The following is a 14927-nucleotide window of genomic DNA, read 5'->3' as shown; positions in this document are numbered from 1 at the left end:
AGGGGCCCCTGACGAGCAGTACCGCCGGGGAGGGCAACTTTCCTGCGTACGGGTTTCCCAGGGTTCGAAGATCACCTTCCGTCACCCGGCGTTTCTTGAACCCGTACATGAGGGCGGTGTCTGAGTGACGGTTCCACCCAGGCCGTCTTCCAGCTACGTGTACGGCCTCGACGGCCCGGCCGTGGTCGTGCCGGCCCGCGTCGCCGCGGTCCTCGCCCAGAAGGGCCTGCGCAACGTCCGACACGCCCTGCGCGGCATGGACCCCGAGGTCGACGCGGTACTCGAGGCCATCCTGCTGGCCGCCGAGGCGTGGAAACGGCACCGCGGTCTGGCTTCCGATCTAGGAAGCGAGCGGGACACCGAATCGGCTGGTCAGGCATCGTCCTCGCTGACCGCCACCGAGGTTGCCGGACTACTTGGGATCACTCCGCGAGCAGTCCGGCTCGCCATAACCGAGGGCCGCCTCGACGGCCGGCAGACCGCCGGCGGCGTATGGCTGGTCGAACCCGAGGCGGCCGAGTTGTACCGCGCCGCCCGTAGCAACGGAGGGATCTGATGACTGAGGCACCGCCACCTACCGCCACCGCTGAGACCTGCGCGGATGCCCTGCTTGCTGCCCTGCGCCAGTACACGGCGACCGGGAGTCCGGTCGACCTGGTCGGCCCGGCGGACGCCCTCGTCGCCGCGGTCCGGGGGACCGCCACGGACGAAGCAATCGCAGTAGTGATCGATTCGGTCACGGCAGTTGTCAGTCGCTTCTGGCAGGCGCTGACCACGGGCAGAGCCGACCGGCAGTACGCCGAAGCAATCACCGCGACGAACCTCCAGCAGCTGAAGAACGCCCTGTTCGGCCTTCTGAACCCCTTCGACCAGCAGGAAGACCTCCTGGCCGCGGAGCGGGCCGTCGCCGAACTGGAGGCCGCTTCTGGGAACGCCCGGAGCCGGCTGGAGGCCGCGGTCGACGCCCAGGATCTCCAGGCCGTCATGGAGCTCCGCATCGACGCCGAGGTGACGCTCCCCGGTCAGCTCGCGCAGGCCCGCACCCGGCTGATGGAACTTCAGCTGGCCGCAGCCGAGCACCAGCTCACCAGTTCCGGCGCCGTCAAGGCCCGCGCCGATCGCAAGGCCGAGGCCGCCGTCAAAACGCGCGACGCAGCCGCCGAGGCGCTGCGGCTAGCCGTCGCCGAGCTGGCCACGGCTGAGGCTGAGCGGGAGAACGCCCGGAACACGCAGGCCAGCGTCCGCGCCGAGGTGGACCGGCGCCGTGCAGCACTGAAGGTGCACGCCGAGGACCACGACCGTGAACAGCGCGACCGCATCCGCAAACTGGCCGGCCTCGCCGCCTGACCCCGAGGAGACCCGCCATGCCCACCGACACCCTCAGCCAGGCACTACGCCGGCTGACCGATTCCGCGCTGGCTGACTCCATGGCGATGGCCCTGGCACAGAGGCAGACCCTGCCCCGCGGGCTGACCGACGAGAACGCCCCCGCCGTATGGGCGGCTGTTGCGCTGCGACTGCGCGGACTCGACGGCGGCCGCCACCGTGACCGCGGTAATACCGGCCTGACCGACCTCAACGACCGGCTCGCGACCCTGCTCGCCACCGTGCGCGCCGGCGCCCTGGACGCTGCCGATGCGGTGCCTACGTACAAACAGATCCGCGCAGCCCAACTGGCCCTGTCCACGACGGTTGTCGGCAGCGGAAACCAGGAAGTCGAAGTGCCTGGTGTGCACCTGCGCATGCCGCTGCTCCGGCTGCTCCAGATCGGCGGCGTGGTCTCCAACGTCGACGACGTGTGGCCGGACTGGCGGCACTCGATGCGGGGCCACCGCTGGGACGCGCCGCCGTGGGAGCACAACGACCACAAGCCGTTGGAGATCACCGCGACCGCGACGAACCTGCGCTGGCTGGCGACCAGTGACGCCCGCCCGTGGGTGCCGACCCTCGAACAGACCGCGCGCACCGTCGTCGAGCAGATGCATACCGAAGAGGAGCGTCTGGCTGGCCGGCCGAATCAGATCGTGCACCCCACCGAGATCGGAGCATCCCGTGCCTAAGTGCCCCACCTGCGGCCATGACACTTCGACACCAGAGCCACCCACAGGGCGGGAGGCTGCGCTCGCTGAGGCCCGGAAGCGGTTCGGTGAGAAACCGCTTCAGGAACGCGTGGACGCCCGCGTCCGGCGCATGGGTGGACTCCCCACCGACGCTGCCTGACCCGGTTCTCGCGCTACCGGTCTCAGCCCGTGGGGGTTCCGAGACCGGAAGCAGTGCACAGGCGTCAACGTCACCCGGCTGGGCGAGCCATGGCGCTCGGACCGGGAGCGAAGGTCGAAGAGGCGAACCCTTTCGCGCCGATGACACGGCCTGCGCCGTCGCGCTGCTGCACCCCGGCATCACCCAGGTTGAAGGGATCAGATCATGACGAGTGGCGGCAGCGTCCTCCGTCGCGGCTATATCGCGGTTGAGCCCAGCCTCGACGGCTTCGACGCCAAGGTCGTCGCGGAGGTCAAGAGGCAGGACCCGGGCGGCAAGGCCGGCAAGCAGTTCGGTGGTCAGCTCAACCGGGCGCTCAAGCGGCTCGACCTCGACCCGGTCGACGTCAAGGCCAACCCGCGGCAGGCCCTGGCTGCGATCGAGGCGACCGAGGCGCGCCTGAAGCAGCTGGGCGCCAGCGCTGAGACCGTCGAGATCAAGGTTCAGACGCAGAGGGCGCTGGGCGAGCTCAACCGCTTCAAGCGGCAGCTTGGCGATGTCGGCGTGGGTGGTGGTGCTGAAGCCGCCACAGGCTTTGTCGCGCGGTTCGCCGCCCGCCTCGGCCCGCTGCTCGCCTCGGCCCCGATCAGCCCGGCTGGCGCCGCGGTGGGTGGGACTCTCGCGCTCGCGGCTGCCCCCCTGGTCGCCTCTGCCATTGCCGGCGCCGTGGTCGGCGCGGCCGGTATCGGTGGTATCGCCGGCGGTCTGATCCTGGCCGCCCGAGACCCCGCGGTGAAGGGTGCCGCGCAGGAGCTCGGCGAGGGCATCCTCGGCGACCTGGGGCAGCGGTCCGCAGCGTTCGTCCCCGTGGCGCTCGGCGGCATCGAGCAGATCCGCGCGGGCTACCTCTCGCTCGGCCCCGACCTCGACAAGATCTTCTCCGCGTCGCGGTACACCGAGGACTTCGTCGGCGGCGTGCTGCGAGGCGCTCGCGGGTTCGTGTCCGGCTTCGCCGAGGCCGTCTCGCAGGCCGAGCCGGTGGTCTACGCCTTCGGCAACGCCTTCGACCGGATCGGCACCGCGACCGGCGGCGTCTTCGAGACCCTCGCTGAAGACGCCGACGAGGGTGCCTCCGCGATCGACGACCTGACGGTCGGGATCGCTAATTTCATCACCGTCACCGGCGGCATCATTCACGCCGGCGCCGCCCTGAAGGGCTACACCGGCCAGCTCGATACGGTGATCGACAGGGGCCGCTCCTGGATCGAGAACATCAACAACCAGGGCACCAAGCTGGCGGAGTGGGGCATCCAGCTCGACCTGACCGCGGACGGCTTCAAGGCCGGCAGCGCGGAGGCTGAGGCCTACCGCAAGGCCACCCTCGGCACGGCCGACGCCGCGGACTTCGCCCGGCTCAAGCAGGCCGGCATGGCCGAGACCCAGATCTCCGCGATCGACGCGTCCGGCCGCTACCGGGCCGAGCTCGACAAGACGCGCGCCTCGACGATGGGGCTGAGCTTCGCCAACGGCAACCTGGTCGCCACCGAGGGCCGGGTCAAGGAGGCCCAGGAGCTGGCGTCCGCGGCGCAGGACAAATACAAGCGGACCCTCGACGAGATGGGCACCGGCGCCGGCCGGGCGTCGATGCTGGTCGACGGGCTCCGGAAGGCCACCGACAACCTGTACGGCGCCCAGATCTCCGCGTCCGAAGCCAATGAGGTGTTCCAAGCCAGCTGGGACGGTCTGTCGGGCAGCGTCAGGCAGAACGGCCGCCAGCTCGACATTCACACCGGCAAAGGCCGCTCGAACCGCGACGCGCTGCAGGCCGTGCTTGGGTCCACCCGCGACCTGTACTTCGCTGAGATCAACACGGGCAAGTCGATCGCCGAAGCGACCAGGAAGCACCAAGGCCGCATCGCGGCCATCAGGGAAGAGGCCCGCCGGCTCGGCTTGAACCGGGTCCAGACGCAGCGGCTGATCGACACCTACGGGCAGATCCCGAAGAAGAAGCAGACCGACCTGGTCGTGGCCGGCGTCAACCGAGTCGCGGACCTGCTCGGCGGCCTCTACCTCTACCAGCGGTCGCTGGCCACCGGTAAGACCGTCGGCCAGGTGTCTCGGGAGATCGCCAAGGAGAAGGGCCTGCCGCCCGGCTTCCAAGGTCCGGTGAAAGGCCCCGACGGCAAGTGGTACGACAAGGGCGGCTACACCGGCGAGGGCGGCAAGTACGAGCCCGCGGGCGTCGTGCACCGCAAGGAGTTCGTGCTTCGCAGCGAGGCGACGAGCGAGATCCGCCGCAAGCACCCCGGTGTCCTCGAGCAGATGAACGCCACCGGTCAACTCCCCGGTTACGCCGGCGGTGGCCTGGTCGCGCCGGTGGACACCTCGCGCCGGTGGCCGTTCGAGGCGACGTTGGCTGGCACCCGCATCCCGTCCAAGGCCGAGGTCGCCAGCAAGGTCCAGACCAGCTTCTCGGCCGACGGCAACAGCGTCAGTGACGCCATCGTTCGTGCGGCGCGCGCCCTGGTGCCCGGCATCCGGGTGCTGTCGAAAGACCGGCCCGGCGCCCGCACGCTCTCCGGCAATGTCTCGTACCACTCCCGTCGCCGGGCGGTTGACTTCGAGCCGTCGGAGGAGCTGGCCCGGCTGTGGAACGAGCGGTACAAGGCGCGGACCAAAGAGCTGATCAGCCCCTACCAGCAGTACAACATCCACAACGGCAAGCGGCACACCTACACCGGCCGGGTTTGGCGACAGCACAGCTTCGCCGGCGGCAACGCGCACGACCACATCGCCATGGCCAACGGAGGCGTGATCGGCGAACCGGTTGCCGGCGTCGGTCTGCGCTCGGGCAGCAGCTACAGCTTCGGCGAGAAGGGGCCTGAGACGGTCACTCCCGGCGTGGGCTCGGGCGGGGTCAACTCCGGACCGGTGCGCCTGCACCCGGCCGACATCGAGGCTCTTGTCACCGGCATCAGCAGAGAGATGGCCCGGACCGTCGGCGCCGGGAACTATGCGGCGGGCCGAGCGGTCAGCTTGTACGCAAGGGGTGGCTGAGCGCGGAGCTACCCCCGCCCCTTAGGCGACACGAGAACGGCCCTCTCCGTCCAGCTGAGAGGGCCGTTCTCGTGTACTTGATCGTCAAAGCGCAGCCATGTCGGTCCGGCGAGTCACTCTGCCCTCATCGGTAAGAACGCGCGAATGAGGTCGAAGTTGGCAACGATCCCGCCGGGAACTCGGCGAACCAGTTGCATCTTGACCAGCTCGTTGATGTCGCGAGTAAGTGTTTTGGTGCCCTTGTCTGCGTAAAGGCGCGCAAGGCGGGGCGAGACTTCAGGAAGCCTGGTTGGCGCAACTGGGTCTCGTCGAGTGCCTAGATCCAGGACTACGCATCGTTGGCGATGGCGGGCTGGTGAGTCCTTGGGGAAGGACTGGTGAACGAAGTTCTCCCAGGTCACACGCATTTGTTCCTCACGGATGACCTGTAGCTGCTCACGCAATTCGTCGACGAAACCTTGCATGGCGTAGTGGATGAAACCTTCGACAGGGTAGGGCGGCCGGCTTGTTCTGGAGAGAGCGCGGTAATACGCCTCGCGAGTCTTGTTGTAGAAGTCGGAGAGCAGGTGGGCGGCGGGCAGAGGCACTCCAGCTTGGATGAGAAGTTGGAACTCAATCAGGCGCGCGGTGCGGCCATTGCCATCGCCAAAGGGGTGGATCCACGCGATGTAGAGGTGCGCCAGGATCGCTTTTAAGACCGCGACAGTGAAGGTCATCTCTTCGTCGTCGACGGCGACGGTGTCGAGTTCGTTCAGCCAGTCGCACATCCGCTGGAGGAGGTAGTCGCAGTCCCCGGCCGGTGCTCCCCGATAGTTGAGGACCACAACGCTGTGGGTGCGGACCTGGCCGGGTACAACACCGTCCTCGAGGTCCAGGTTCGCAAGGACTTGCTTGTTGAAGCTTGCGATGCGTTCGGGCGTGAGTTCCATCGGTCGGTGGTGGGCGAGGTCTTCAACGATTCGGTTGCACGCGGCAATGATGTTGTCTACTTCAATGCCGAGGTAGGCCCGGGAGGGGGGCAGCTCGAGTTCGCCGGCGACGCGTTGTAGCACCTCCTCCTCAGAGAGCGTGTTGCCCTCGATGCTCGTTGTCCCGTGGATCCCCTTGCTCAGATAGATGGCGTGGAGTCGGCGCGCGACTTCGGGGCGCAGCGGAACACCAGCCACGTGGTGACTCTTAGATTCAGCTTCACCCAGTAACAGCCAGGTCTTGTGGGTCAACTTCTGTAGGTTGACCATGAAGGTAATCCACGGGTGGCTGGCGAGGTACTCGCGGTCCTGAGCAGCGGTAACGGGGCTCATGCGGGCGCTCCTGGTGGGTGTATCTAGAGGGGTACCAGATTTATAACACCAAAACTGTCCCTCAGGTTGTCCCTCAGGTTGTCCCGCTTGGCGCTCACAGCGAAATTGGGGCACCCGTGCCGCCGAGTGTCCGGTTTCTGACCTCTCGCGGATTACCGGAGTCGGGTGACGGGCACAACTGATGGCTTGTGATGTCGTGCCCAGCCGACGGCGCAAGCCGAGGTTCGGGTGACGACTGCCTGGCGTCACCCGTTGGGTGGCTGCGTCTACGGTGCCGACCGTGACCACAACGGACCACATTGCGCTGGCCGCCCTAGCGATGGCCGGACTGGCCGTCATCGTCCCGACAGTCGCTGTGCTCTATTCGCGGCGCCAAACGATCGCCACGGAGCGGACTGTCCCTCAGCCGCCCCCTCCGGTTGCCTGGATCGCTGAGTTCATCGGATCGAGCTACCGGCTTCGCAACGTTGGGACCGACACCGCCACTGGCGTCCGGCTCGCCCTCCCGGAAGATGACGACTCCGTGCAGGCCCGAATCACCGACGGCACCGACGTCGTCGCGCCGCAGGAAACGCGGCTTGAGGTAGCAGGGGTAGCGGCTGGACGATCTTGTTGCTACTTCCCTGTTACTGGGTTGAGCTGAGGAAACGCCGAAAGTAGCGCAAGATCGCGGTTCGGCCCTTGAAACCGTGAAACGGCCCCTGGGCGGGGCTGGGGACACGTGCGCGCCGCTACCGCTACCGAGGTTGATCGTTCAGATAGGCATGATCAACACTGACCGCGAGACGGATCTCGACGCGTACGCCCAGCGCATCGCCGACGCCGCGCCTCCGCTCACCGACTATCAGCGCGAGAGGCTCCGGCCACTGCTGGCGCCGGCCCACTCGGGTAACGCGGCCGCCGTTACCGGTAACGATCGTGTTACCAGCCGCGTTACCCGACGACCTGCTGGTCAGTCCCCGAATCGGTGCCGAAGTAACGGGTAACGCTTACGGCTCGCGTACCTCGAAAACCGGCTCCTGGGGCACTTACGGGTCATCGGCGCTGCGTGCCGTTACCCCGTTAGCCTGGGCCGTTCGGGCAGCTCAATCGGCTAGCGGCAGGGCTAACGCAGCCGTAAGCCTTACGGCGATCTGCCGTAAGCCGTTAGCCCTGTTTCGTGGTTGCGCGGCCGCCGCAACTGGTTGCGCCGGCGCAACACGAGGCGCAACAGGATCCGCCCTGGTCGGAGGCCGATGTTTCGTGTTGCGCGTGATCACGGCCGAGGGCCGAAACCGCCTTCAGGGCCGGTTTGAGGGCCGTCGGCCGCGCAACGAAACCAACTAAATCTTGTAGCACGGGCCGCGCTACGAGTAGCAAGCTTGCTACGTGGCTTTGCTACCCAACTTCCCCAGCTCAGCGGGCCAAGACACCCTCCTGGGGCCGTTTTGGGGTCTCAGGCGCCGCTACGCTATACCGCCGCGACCCGCGACCTGATCGTGGTTTCCCCTGGTCTTGGTGCGGTCGCGGGGTGGTCGCGGATCCGCGACCAGGAGGCCGTCCGCGACCTCTGCCGCGACCCCGCACCACGCACCAAATCGACCGTTGGCGCAGGTGGCTTCTTGGTGCGGGCCGTGGTGCGGAGCCGCACCAAACAAGGGCGGCCGCACCAAGCCGCGCCATGCGCCATGCCGATGTCTCCGACGGCCTTGATGACGCGCTGAGCAGCAATGTCACCGGTGTTGGGGACATGGCGCACCCCTTTGGCGCGGAACCGCGCCAAAGATCACTGGCCGCGCCAAGGGGGCGATCGTTGAGCCGACCATGATCAACGGCAAGCTTTCGCCCGAAGTCCGCGCTCACATCCAGCACATCGTCGACGAAGCGCCGCCCCTCAGCCAGGCGCAGAAGGATTATCTGTGGCCGCTCTTGCAACCCATGCGGGACGCGCTCGCGGCCCAGGTACGGAACCCCGCCGTCCAGCCGGCGCCTGCGGTTGACGACACGCCTGCCATTTCGCGGGAGGACTGCCGTTTCTGCCCACCCGCTCCCCGCTCCCAACCAGTTCTGCCGCAGGTCAACCTGGGAGCGGCACGTGGAGCGGATCCGCTCCCAACGAGGGTCCCCGCTCCCAACCCATGTCGCGGCCGGCGCCGATGTCCCTGACCCCGGGGACACGCCTGTTCAGGGCCTCATCAAGGCCAGCCGCCACACGCGACATCGTGGCGTTCTCCCAGGTGGTTCCGTGTCGCGGGCCATGTCGCGGATCCGCGACACGAATCGGTGCCGCGACAGCTCCAACTGCTACACCGCGTGACCCTCCAACAGCTCCAAATGGAGGCGTTGGAGCTGTTGGAGGTCGGAATCCCTTAAGACCCACCAGCCCCCTCGCGGGGCACCGCCAACAGCTCCAACTGCTACACCCGGTGACGCCTACACGTAGGGATCTCCCTACGCCGCTTCCCTACGCGGAAGGGCTGGTCGCAGCGCTTTGTAGGGCGTAGGGAAGCGGCGCTCAGGACCCGTGCCACAAGGCCCTGAACGCCGCTGGTCTACCTTCGTCGGTCCCTACGCCTACGCCCGGCCTCCCCGGTTCTGTCGGCCGCCGGCCATGAGGAAGGCGTACTCGTCGTCGACGACCGGGGCTTCCAGCCCTCCGGCGGCGGGCCGAAGTCCGCCTCGGCCCGGCCGTACGTCAGGCTCTGCCGCGGCGGCATGGACCAGAAGGCGGTGTCCCACTGGCGGAGCAGCCAGTGCATCGTGCTCTGCTCGAGCTCGACCGCCTGGCCGCCTGCCACCGTGAGCACGAACACCTCGCGCTCGCTGCCGTAGCCGTCGTCGTGCACCTCGGCGCGCAGGTCGACGTCGGCCAGCATGCCGGTCTGCGTCTTGGCGGACAGCGACGCCCGCATACCGACGTGGCGCCGGCCGGTCGGGGTGTCCTCGTGGCCCATGCAGCCCTCGCGGCACGCCAGGTACTCGCGGTCATCGACGACCGGGGACAGGGTCAGGATGCGTGCTGTGGCGCCCATGTCAGTCTCCGAACTTCTCGCGCATCCGCAGGGACCAGCCCTGCGGCACCAGGTGCGCCGGTCGTGCCACGACGTAGTGCGTCTCGCCCGGCTCGAAGTTGTCGTCCGTTGACGGTTCAGAAGGGGTACCGCCGTCGATGGAAGGGGGCCTTCCGTTGACGGACAAGTTGTCGGACAGAGTGACGTCCATGTGCGTCACCTTTCGGATCTTGGTTAACACTTCAGAAGCGGTCGTGTGACGCACCGAGTGGCGTAAACGTGGCGCACCCGACGCGCGTGTCTCAGCAGCTAGAGGGCCCTTCTGAACCGTCAACGTGGCGCAACATCGGCGCACCTGCGTCGCACTCTGAGAAGGGGTCCAGAAGGGCCATCGGGTGCGTCAGCCGGTGCGCCGTTCCTGCTCTTCCAGGACGCGTTCCAGGCCGGCCAGAACCAGCGCGATCTCGACGACGCGTTCCTCTGGGCGGAGCAGGTCCAGACGCACCAACTGGCGGATCAGCGTCAGCGCTGTGAGGTAGATGCGCGACACCTGCACTACCTCTTCACCGCCGGTGCGAAGGAGCGCGGCGTACTCGCCCGATAGGCTGCTGCGGTCGCTCGGCTCGGTCACGAGGCACCCGCCTGGTGCGCCGCTTCGGCCAACTCGCGGGACAGCTGCAGCGCCTCGGCCGGCGTCATCGGAGCGCCGGCCTCGTTGCCGCCCGGGCGCCCCAGCGACAGCCACACGCCTTCCGGCTCGACCTGGACGGTCGCCTCCATGTGCTCGCCCAGGCCGCCCGCGGTCATCGGCACGGTCACTACCGTCGAGACGGTCATCGCTTGGCACCCCCGGCCAGCTGGGCGCGGTGGGCAAGGCTCGACAGCCGAGCCGACAGCAGGAGCATGGCGTCCGGCGTCAGCTCGATGTCCTCCTTGACGATGCGGGTGTGCAACACCCCGACCGTCTCGGCACCACCGGTGTATCGGCTGTCACGCCGCTCGATCCAGAACTCGAACTCGACCGGCGCGTCCGTGGTCGCGTCGGCACCGATGACGGTGACGGGCTCACTGGTGTGGTTGCGCTTCACGTCGTCGTCAGCGCAGTCGTAGTGCTCGACGCACCAGGCCGGGCACTCTGCCGCGGCCATGGCCAACCGGCGATGACGGCTGGCCTCGAAGCGGGCCAGGCGCCGCTGCTGGTACTCCTCCTCAGCGGTGGGCGTCAGCCGGGTCTGGACGCGGTCGCCGAAGCGGAAGCGCCAGGCCTCCTCGACGTCGTCAGGGTCGCGCTCGTCGGTGAAAACGCTGACCTGGTCGCACTCACGGAAGATGACCAGACCGCGGATCGTCTGCCAGCCGTCGGTGGTGTTGATCTGCTTGCCGACCCGCAGCGTCTCCGCGTCGACCTCGACGACGCACGGGTTGCGGCTGATGACCTCGTTGGCCTTCACGGCTGAGCCTCCTCGGCAATGGCCGTCGCGGCGGCGATCAGCTGGGCGTACTTGATGGACTCCTCGGTGTTCAGCGGGCCCTCGCTCTCGGCCCAGACCGTCACGCGGCCGGGCCGGACGCCGGTCAGGACGTCGGAGCGGTTGACCCACACGCTGGCCTCGGCCACCTGGCCGACGCAGAAGCCGTGCTCGCGGATGCCGTCCTCGAGCTCCTCGCGCTGCATCATCGGGTTCTCGTGGTTGGCCGTGCACCACGCCGGGCAGTCGAAGGCGACCCGGTCGATCGTCGGCGCGGTCACCGGAACATCGCCCGGTGCGCGAGGTACGTGATCTGCGCGGCCAGCTCAAGCGCCGAACCCGGCGCCATCGGGGCGTCGGCCGCGCCCTGGATGCGGATGGCCGGCTTCTCCAGGCCGGTCTCGGGGCGGGACAGCTGCTCGATCGACAGGTGCACCTCGGAGCGCTCGCCGTGCCCGTCCACCTCGACGAGGAAGTCGTCGCTCAGGTGCAGGATGGCGTCGTCGTCACCGGGGCAGTGCACCAGGCACCACTCCGGGCAGTGTGTCGTGTCGAGCAGGTTGTCGCCTGTGCGCTGCTGATTGGGCATGATGCTCATGGGTCGCCTCCTGGGGCGATCAAGGGCCCGGAGCAACAGGAGGTGCAACTCCTGCCGGGCCCGCCTCTTGTTCATCGGTCGCTGGTGTAACAGCGCCTTATGCCAACCACTGTGGCCTACCGGTGAGGCGATGTCAACCGGGTAGGCATCTGGATTAGGCCAACCGCTTTGTGCGACACTGCGCGGGTGACTGAGCTGGAGAAGGCCGCCGAGGCGTACACCGCCGCCAAGACAGCGATGGACGCTGCCCGCGACGTGCTCGCCGACGAGATCGTCAAGGCGGCCCGCTCCGGCATGCGGCAGAGCGAGATCGTGAAGACGACCGGCTACACGCGCGAAACGGTCCGGCGCATCTGCCGAGCGGCCGGCGTGGATTCGGACTGAGGTCTTCATGGCCCCTCCTCGGAGGGTGTCGACGTCCTTGATCCGAGCCTTCGCCCAGCGCCTGTAGGCGCACCAGACATCGACCGCCTGCACTGCGCGCCCACTGTCTGCAAGGGAGGCGAGCGTGGCCAGGGAACAGCTGTCGGCCGCCATCCAGCGGCTACGTGGCGAGCGGGGGCTCTCGCTGGCCGAGCTGGGCAGGTTGATCAACTACAGCCGCAAGACCGTTTGGGACTACGAGCAAGGCCGCCGGATCCCCGCGCCCGACGTCGTCCAGGCCCTCGACAACGCGCTGGGCGCTGATGGCTGCCTGGTGCAGCTCGGTGCCCTAGCCAGTGCCGAGGGCAGCCCGCCGACGATCGCCACGCTCCCCGAGAGCGGCTGGCGACGCGGTGATGCCGAGGATCTGGCGGCCCGGCTCACCGGCAACGCGGCCACGGCGGACAACGCGGTGTCTCTCGCGCACGCCTGGCTGGTCACCGCGCCGCCCCAGGATTTCCAGCTGGCCGCCGGCCGGCGCATCGGTCACGACCTGGTCGACCAGCTGGCTGATCGCGTCCACCAGATCCGGCTCATCGACGACCACGTCGGCGGCCTCGACACCGCGGCCACCGTCGGCGCCGAGCTGGCTGCCACCGCCCGGCTGCTGCGCGAGGCCGCCTACACCGAGGACGTCGGCCGCCGCCTGCTGGGCGGCGTCGCCGAGCTCTGCCAGATCGCAGGGTGGACAGCGTCCGACGCCGGCCGGCACGCCGAGGCCCAGCGGCTCTACCTCGCCGGGGCCCGGGCCGCGCATGCCGCCGGTGACCCGTCCGGCGCCGCCAGCAACCTGTCGAGCCTGGCCTACCAGATCGCCAACGTTGGTGACCCGCGTGAGGCCGAGCTGCTCGCCCGTACCGCGGTCAGCGGAGCCAACGGTGCGGCCACCGCCGGCGCCCGAGCGCTGTTCCTCGAGCGGCTGGCGTGGGCACAGGCCCGAGCCGGGTCGGCCGACGCTGCGGCACGCACCCTCGACGCGGTCGACGACGCCTTCATCGACAGCCGGCCGGACGCCGAGCCAGCCTGGGTCTACTGGCTGAACCCCGAGGAGATCGAGGTCATGCGCGGCCGCGTCTGGACGCAGCTGGAACTGCCGCTGCGCGCGGTCCCCGCCCTCGACCACGCGATCCGGGCGTACGCCAGCGACAGCCCGCGCGAGCGGGCGCTCTACCTGTCGTGGCTCGCCGAGGCGCTGCTGCAGGGACACGAGGTCGACCAGGCCGCCGCGGCCGCGTTGCAGACCGCCGAGATCTCGGCCGGCGCCGGATCGGACCGTTCGGCACAGCGCGTCCGTCGGCTCCGCGGCCTCCTGTTGCCGCACGCCGGCCAGCCCGCGGTAGATCGGTTCCTCGACGCCGCCGGCCGCCCCGCCTGATCTCACGTACGTCTCACCGAACACCCAGAACGGCACGGACGACACCGACGGACCCAGCGCCGGGAGTGCCCCCGACCTGCACGGCAGCCAACACGACGGACTACCCAGACAGCTTCCATCACGCTGGCAGTGTGGGGGTCAGGGGTTCGAGTCCCCTCAGCTCCACCCTTCGATGGCGGCGGGCGTTCACGGAAGACGTGAACCTCGCCGCTTCATCATTTCCCCGGGTGCAGTCGCCTTTGCTTTCAGCGCTTGGCCGCGCCGGGCGCCGCCCGGGAATTCACCCGAGCGGGCCAGGACGATCATCTGGTGTCGAGGTCGCTACCGATCGGGAGCGGAAGGACCTCGGCGGTTGCCGTGTGCGCCGGCGCGGCGCGGCCACGTGACTGCGGCCGGGCGGAGCCGCCTGACGTCCAGCAGGGCGGTCTCAGTTCAGCAGGGAGCCCACGACTGGCAGGTTGCCCAGGTTGATGTCGGGGAGCACGTGGGTGCCGTAGTCGTTTGTGGTGTTGTAGTTCGTGGTGAAGTGTGTGTCGTGGCTGGTGTGCCGGTCGTACGTGATGGTCTGGCTCGGGCCGAGGTCGTTTCTCACGCTCCGATTGGTGTCGTGGCTGGTGTGCTGGTCGTACGTGACGTTGCGGTTGGTGTCATGACTCCTGTTCCGGTTGTTAGTGGTGTTCCGGTTGGTGTCGTGACTCGTGTGCCGGACGTTCGTCACATTTTTATCGGGACCGTCAGGCACCGGCGCCGCGGCGGCGGGGCCCGCAGCGAAACCGATTGCCGACGTCACAGCGCCCGCCAGGACGGCGAGCTTCAGTAAATTCTTCACAGCGATCCTTCATTCGAGAAGTAATGGGAAGGCACGCCGGTGATATGCATTTCCGGCGGCTGCCCACTATGCCAACCTCGAGCGGCCGCACCCGGGACGTCCACGGCGACAGTCTTCGTTTCCCGCGATCGAGCGAAAGTTCGGACGCACCCGAATCCTTCGTGGGGAAGGGCAGAGGCGAGTAGGACAACCGAATCATGATGAACTAGGCTCCGTTCCGGCAAAGGGTGATCAGGACTTTCGAAACTCTCTGTTTCCAGATCAGAAGACACTCTCTCCGGGCGCGCTACGCCCCCGTCGCCTGTAGGGATTCACCTTGAATATCGAGGAGCCGGAGCCGTTGAAAGCCGCCCGGCGGGCGGCTGTCACCACACGACCGCGAGCCAGTCGAGACAGTCGAACAGATCCACCAGGAAACGGACGGACAGCCGCGACCTCACGGCCCCGGTCCTCGGTCGGCCGGTGGCCGGGCAACCTGATGCAGTCCACATTCATGCGATCCGCACCGGGCCGGATCTTCGCCGCGCTGCTCATTGCCTCGTTCGCCGCACTGACGGTCGTCACGTGCCAGGCGCCGACTGACTCCCCGAAACGCACGGACGCCAAATTGGATCCGCGTATTGGTGGTCGTCTCTACTCTTCGACGAGCCCGTTCAACCAGCTCATTCCGGCTAATCCTCAGCTGG

Annotated in this window: 17 protein-coding genes; 8 read left to right on the top strand and 9 right to left on the bottom strand. The window is 68.1% G+C overall.

Features of this window, described 5'->3' with window-relative positions; all coding sequences use genetic code 11:
• Positions 1 to 124 precede the first annotated feature (124 nt).
• The 4 genes from KXC43_RS46860 to KXC43_RS46845 all read left to right on the top strand — a co-directional run bounded on the left by KXC43_RS46860 (position 125) and on the right by KXC43_RS46845 (position 5256).
• The gene (locus KXC43_RS46860; protein ID WP_221382778.1) at positions 125 to 556 is read left to right on the top strand and encodes a hypothetical protein; all 432 of its coding nucleotides are present in this window, start codon (positions 125 to 127) and stop codon (positions 554 to 556) included.
• Entirely contained in the window at positions 556 to 1347 is a 792-nt protein-coding gene (locus KXC43_RS46855) for a hypothetical protein (RefSeq protein ID WP_221382777.1), read from the top strand. The genes KXC43_RS46860 and KXC43_RS46855 overlap by 1 nt, the downstream gene beginning before the upstream one ends.
• Before the next feature lie 17 nt (positions 1348 to 1364).
• Complete coding sequence (locus KXC43_RS46850; protein ID WP_221382776.1) at positions 1365 to 2060, top strand: hypothetical protein; 696 nt, start codon at positions 1365 to 1367, stop codon at positions 2058 to 2060.
• Between the two features lie 364 nt (positions 2061 to 2424).
• Positions 2425 to 5256, top strand: coding sequence for a hypothetical protein (locus KXC43_RS46845; RefSeq protein ID WP_221382775.1), 2832 nt, complete (start codon positions 2425 to 2427; stop codon positions 5254 to 5256).
• A 113-nt stretch (positions 5257 to 5369) separates the two neighbouring features.
• Here KXC43_RS46845 and KXC43_RS46840 read toward each other — a convergent pair whose 3' ends face one another.
• Positions 5370 to 6557, bottom strand: coding sequence for a Fic family protein (locus KXC43_RS46840; protein ID WP_221382774.1), 1188 nt, complete (start codon positions 6555 to 6557; stop codon positions 5370 to 5372).
• Positions 6558 to 6837: 280 nt separating this feature from the next.
• Here KXC43_RS46840 and KXC43_RS46835 point away from each other — a divergent pair, with 280 nt between their 5' ends.
• Positions 6838 to 7200, top strand: a complete 363-nt coding sequence (locus KXC43_RS46835; protein ID WP_221382773.1) for a hypothetical protein — start codon at positions 6838 to 6840, stop codon at positions 7198 to 7200.
• 1888 nt (positions 7201 to 9088) lie between these two features.
• Here KXC43_RS46835 and KXC43_RS46830 read toward each other — a convergent pair.
• From KXC43_RS46830 to KXC43_RS46800, 7 genes are all read right to left on the bottom strand, one after another.
• On the bottom strand, positions 9089 to 9568 hold the full coding sequence (locus tag KXC43_RS46830) for a hypothetical protein (protein WP_221382772.1): 480 nt from the start codon (positions 9566 to 9568) through the stop codon (positions 9089 to 9091).
• Position 9569: 1 nt separating this feature from the next.
• Entirely contained in the window at positions 9570 to 9758 is a 189-nt protein-coding gene (locus KXC43_RS46825) for a hypothetical protein (protein WP_221382771.1), read from the bottom strand.
• A 189-nt stretch (positions 9759 to 9947) separates the two neighbouring features.
• On the bottom strand, positions 9948 to 10178 hold the full coding sequence (locus KXC43_RS46820; RefSeq protein ID WP_221382770.1) for a hypothetical protein: 231 nt from the start codon (positions 10176 to 10178) through the stop codon (positions 9948 to 9950).
• A complete protein-coding gene (locus KXC43_RS46815; RefSeq protein ID WP_221382769.1) occupies positions 10175 to 10384 on the bottom strand; it encodes a hypothetical protein in 210 nt (69 codons plus the stop codon). Before KXC43_RS46815 ends, KXC43_RS46820 begins: the two co-directional genes overlap by 4 nt.
• A complete protein-coding gene (locus KXC43_RS46810) occupies positions 10381 to 10998 on the bottom strand; it encodes a DUF6907 domain-containing protein (protein ID WP_221382768.1) in 618 nt (205 codons plus the stop codon). The genes KXC43_RS46815 and KXC43_RS46810 overlap by 4 nt, the downstream gene beginning before the upstream one ends.
• Positions 10995 to 11297: a hypothetical protein gene (locus tag KXC43_RS46805; RefSeq protein ID WP_221382767.1), complete on the bottom strand. Its 303-nt coding sequence runs from the start codon at positions 11295 to 11297 to the stop codon at positions 10995 to 10997. Before KXC43_RS46805 ends, KXC43_RS46810 begins: the two co-directional genes overlap by 4 nt.
• Positions 11294 to 11614 (bottom strand): DUF6907 domain-containing protein, encoded by a 321-nt coding sequence (locus KXC43_RS46800; protein WP_221382766.1) that lies wholly within the window; start codon positions 11612 to 11614, stop codon positions 11294 to 11296. The genes KXC43_RS46805 and KXC43_RS46800 overlap by 4 nt, the downstream gene beginning before the upstream one ends.
• A gap of 186 nt (positions 11615 to 11800) precedes the next feature.
• On the opposite strand from KXC43_RS46800, the gene KXC43_RS46795 reads away from it, so the two are divergent.
• Positions 11801 to 11998: a hypothetical protein gene (locus KXC43_RS46795; protein ID WP_221382826.1), complete on the top strand. Its 198-nt coding sequence runs from the start codon at positions 11801 to 11803 to the stop codon at positions 11996 to 11998.
• A gap of 124 nt (positions 11999 to 12122) precedes the next feature.
• Positions 12123 to 13412, top strand: coding sequence for a helix-turn-helix domain-containing protein (locus tag KXC43_RS46790; protein WP_221382765.1), 1290 nt, complete (start codon positions 12123 to 12125; stop codon positions 13410 to 13412).
• A gap of 427 nt (positions 13413 to 13839) precedes the next feature.
• Here the strand turns inward: KXC43_RS46790 and KXC43_RS46785 are convergent, their stop codons facing one another.
• Positions 13840 to 14130, bottom strand: coding sequence for a hypothetical protein (locus tag KXC43_RS46785; RefSeq protein ID WP_221382764.1), 291 nt, complete (start codon positions 14128 to 14130; stop codon positions 13840 to 13842).
• A 604-nt stretch (positions 14131 to 14734) separates the two neighbouring features.
• On the opposite strand from KXC43_RS46785, the gene KXC43_RS46780 reads away from it, so the two are divergent.
• Positions 14735 to 14927: hypothetical protein (locus KXC43_RS46780; protein ID WP_221382763.1), on the top strand; the 193-nt coding region annotated here is incomplete at its 3' end.

Source organism: Paractinoplanes polyasparticus (assembly GCF_019710575.1).
GTDB classification, from domain to species: Bacteria; Actinomycetota; Actinomycetes; order Mycobacteriales; family Micromonosporaceae; genus Actinoplanes; species Actinoplanes polyasparticus.
The sequence above is the reverse complement of the archived record's forward strand: the minus strand, read 5'-3'. Positions and strand labels throughout refer to the sequence as shown.

Excerpts from the sequence above, each read along its gene's own strand:
- KXC43_RS46855 (WP_221382777.1), top strand. The coding sequence starts at position 556 with ATGACTGAGGCACCGCCACCTACCGCCACCGCTGAGACCTGCGCGGAT.
- KXC43_RS46850 (WP_221382776.1), top strand. The coding sequence starts at position 1,365 with ATGCCCACCGACACCCTCAGCCAGGCACTACGCCGGCTGACCGATTCC.
- KXC43_RS46845 (WP_221382775.1), top strand. The coding sequence starts at position 2,425 with ATGACGAGTGGCGGCAGCGTCCTCCGTCGCGGCTATATCGCGGTTGAG.
- KXC43_RS46840 (WP_221382774.1), bottom strand. The coding sequence starts at position 6,557 with ATGAGCCCCGTTACCGCTGCTCAGGACCGCGAGTACCTCGCCAGCCAC.
- KXC43_RS46830 (WP_221382772.1), bottom strand. The coding sequence starts at position 9,568 with ATGGGCGCCACAGCACGCATCCTGACCCTGTCCCCGGTCGTCGATGAC.
- KXC43_RS46825 (WP_221382771.1), bottom strand. The coding sequence starts at position 9,758 with ATGGACGTCACTCTGTCCGACAACTTGTCCGTCAACGGAAGGCCCCCT.
- KXC43_RS46815 (WP_221382769.1), bottom strand. The coding sequence starts at position 10,384 with ATGACCGTCTCGACGGTAGTGACCGTGCCGATGACCGCGGGCGGCCTG.
- KXC43_RS46800 (WP_221382766.1), bottom strand. The coding sequence starts at position 11,614 with ATGAGCATCATGCCCAATCAGCAGCGCACAGGCGACAACCTGCTCGAC.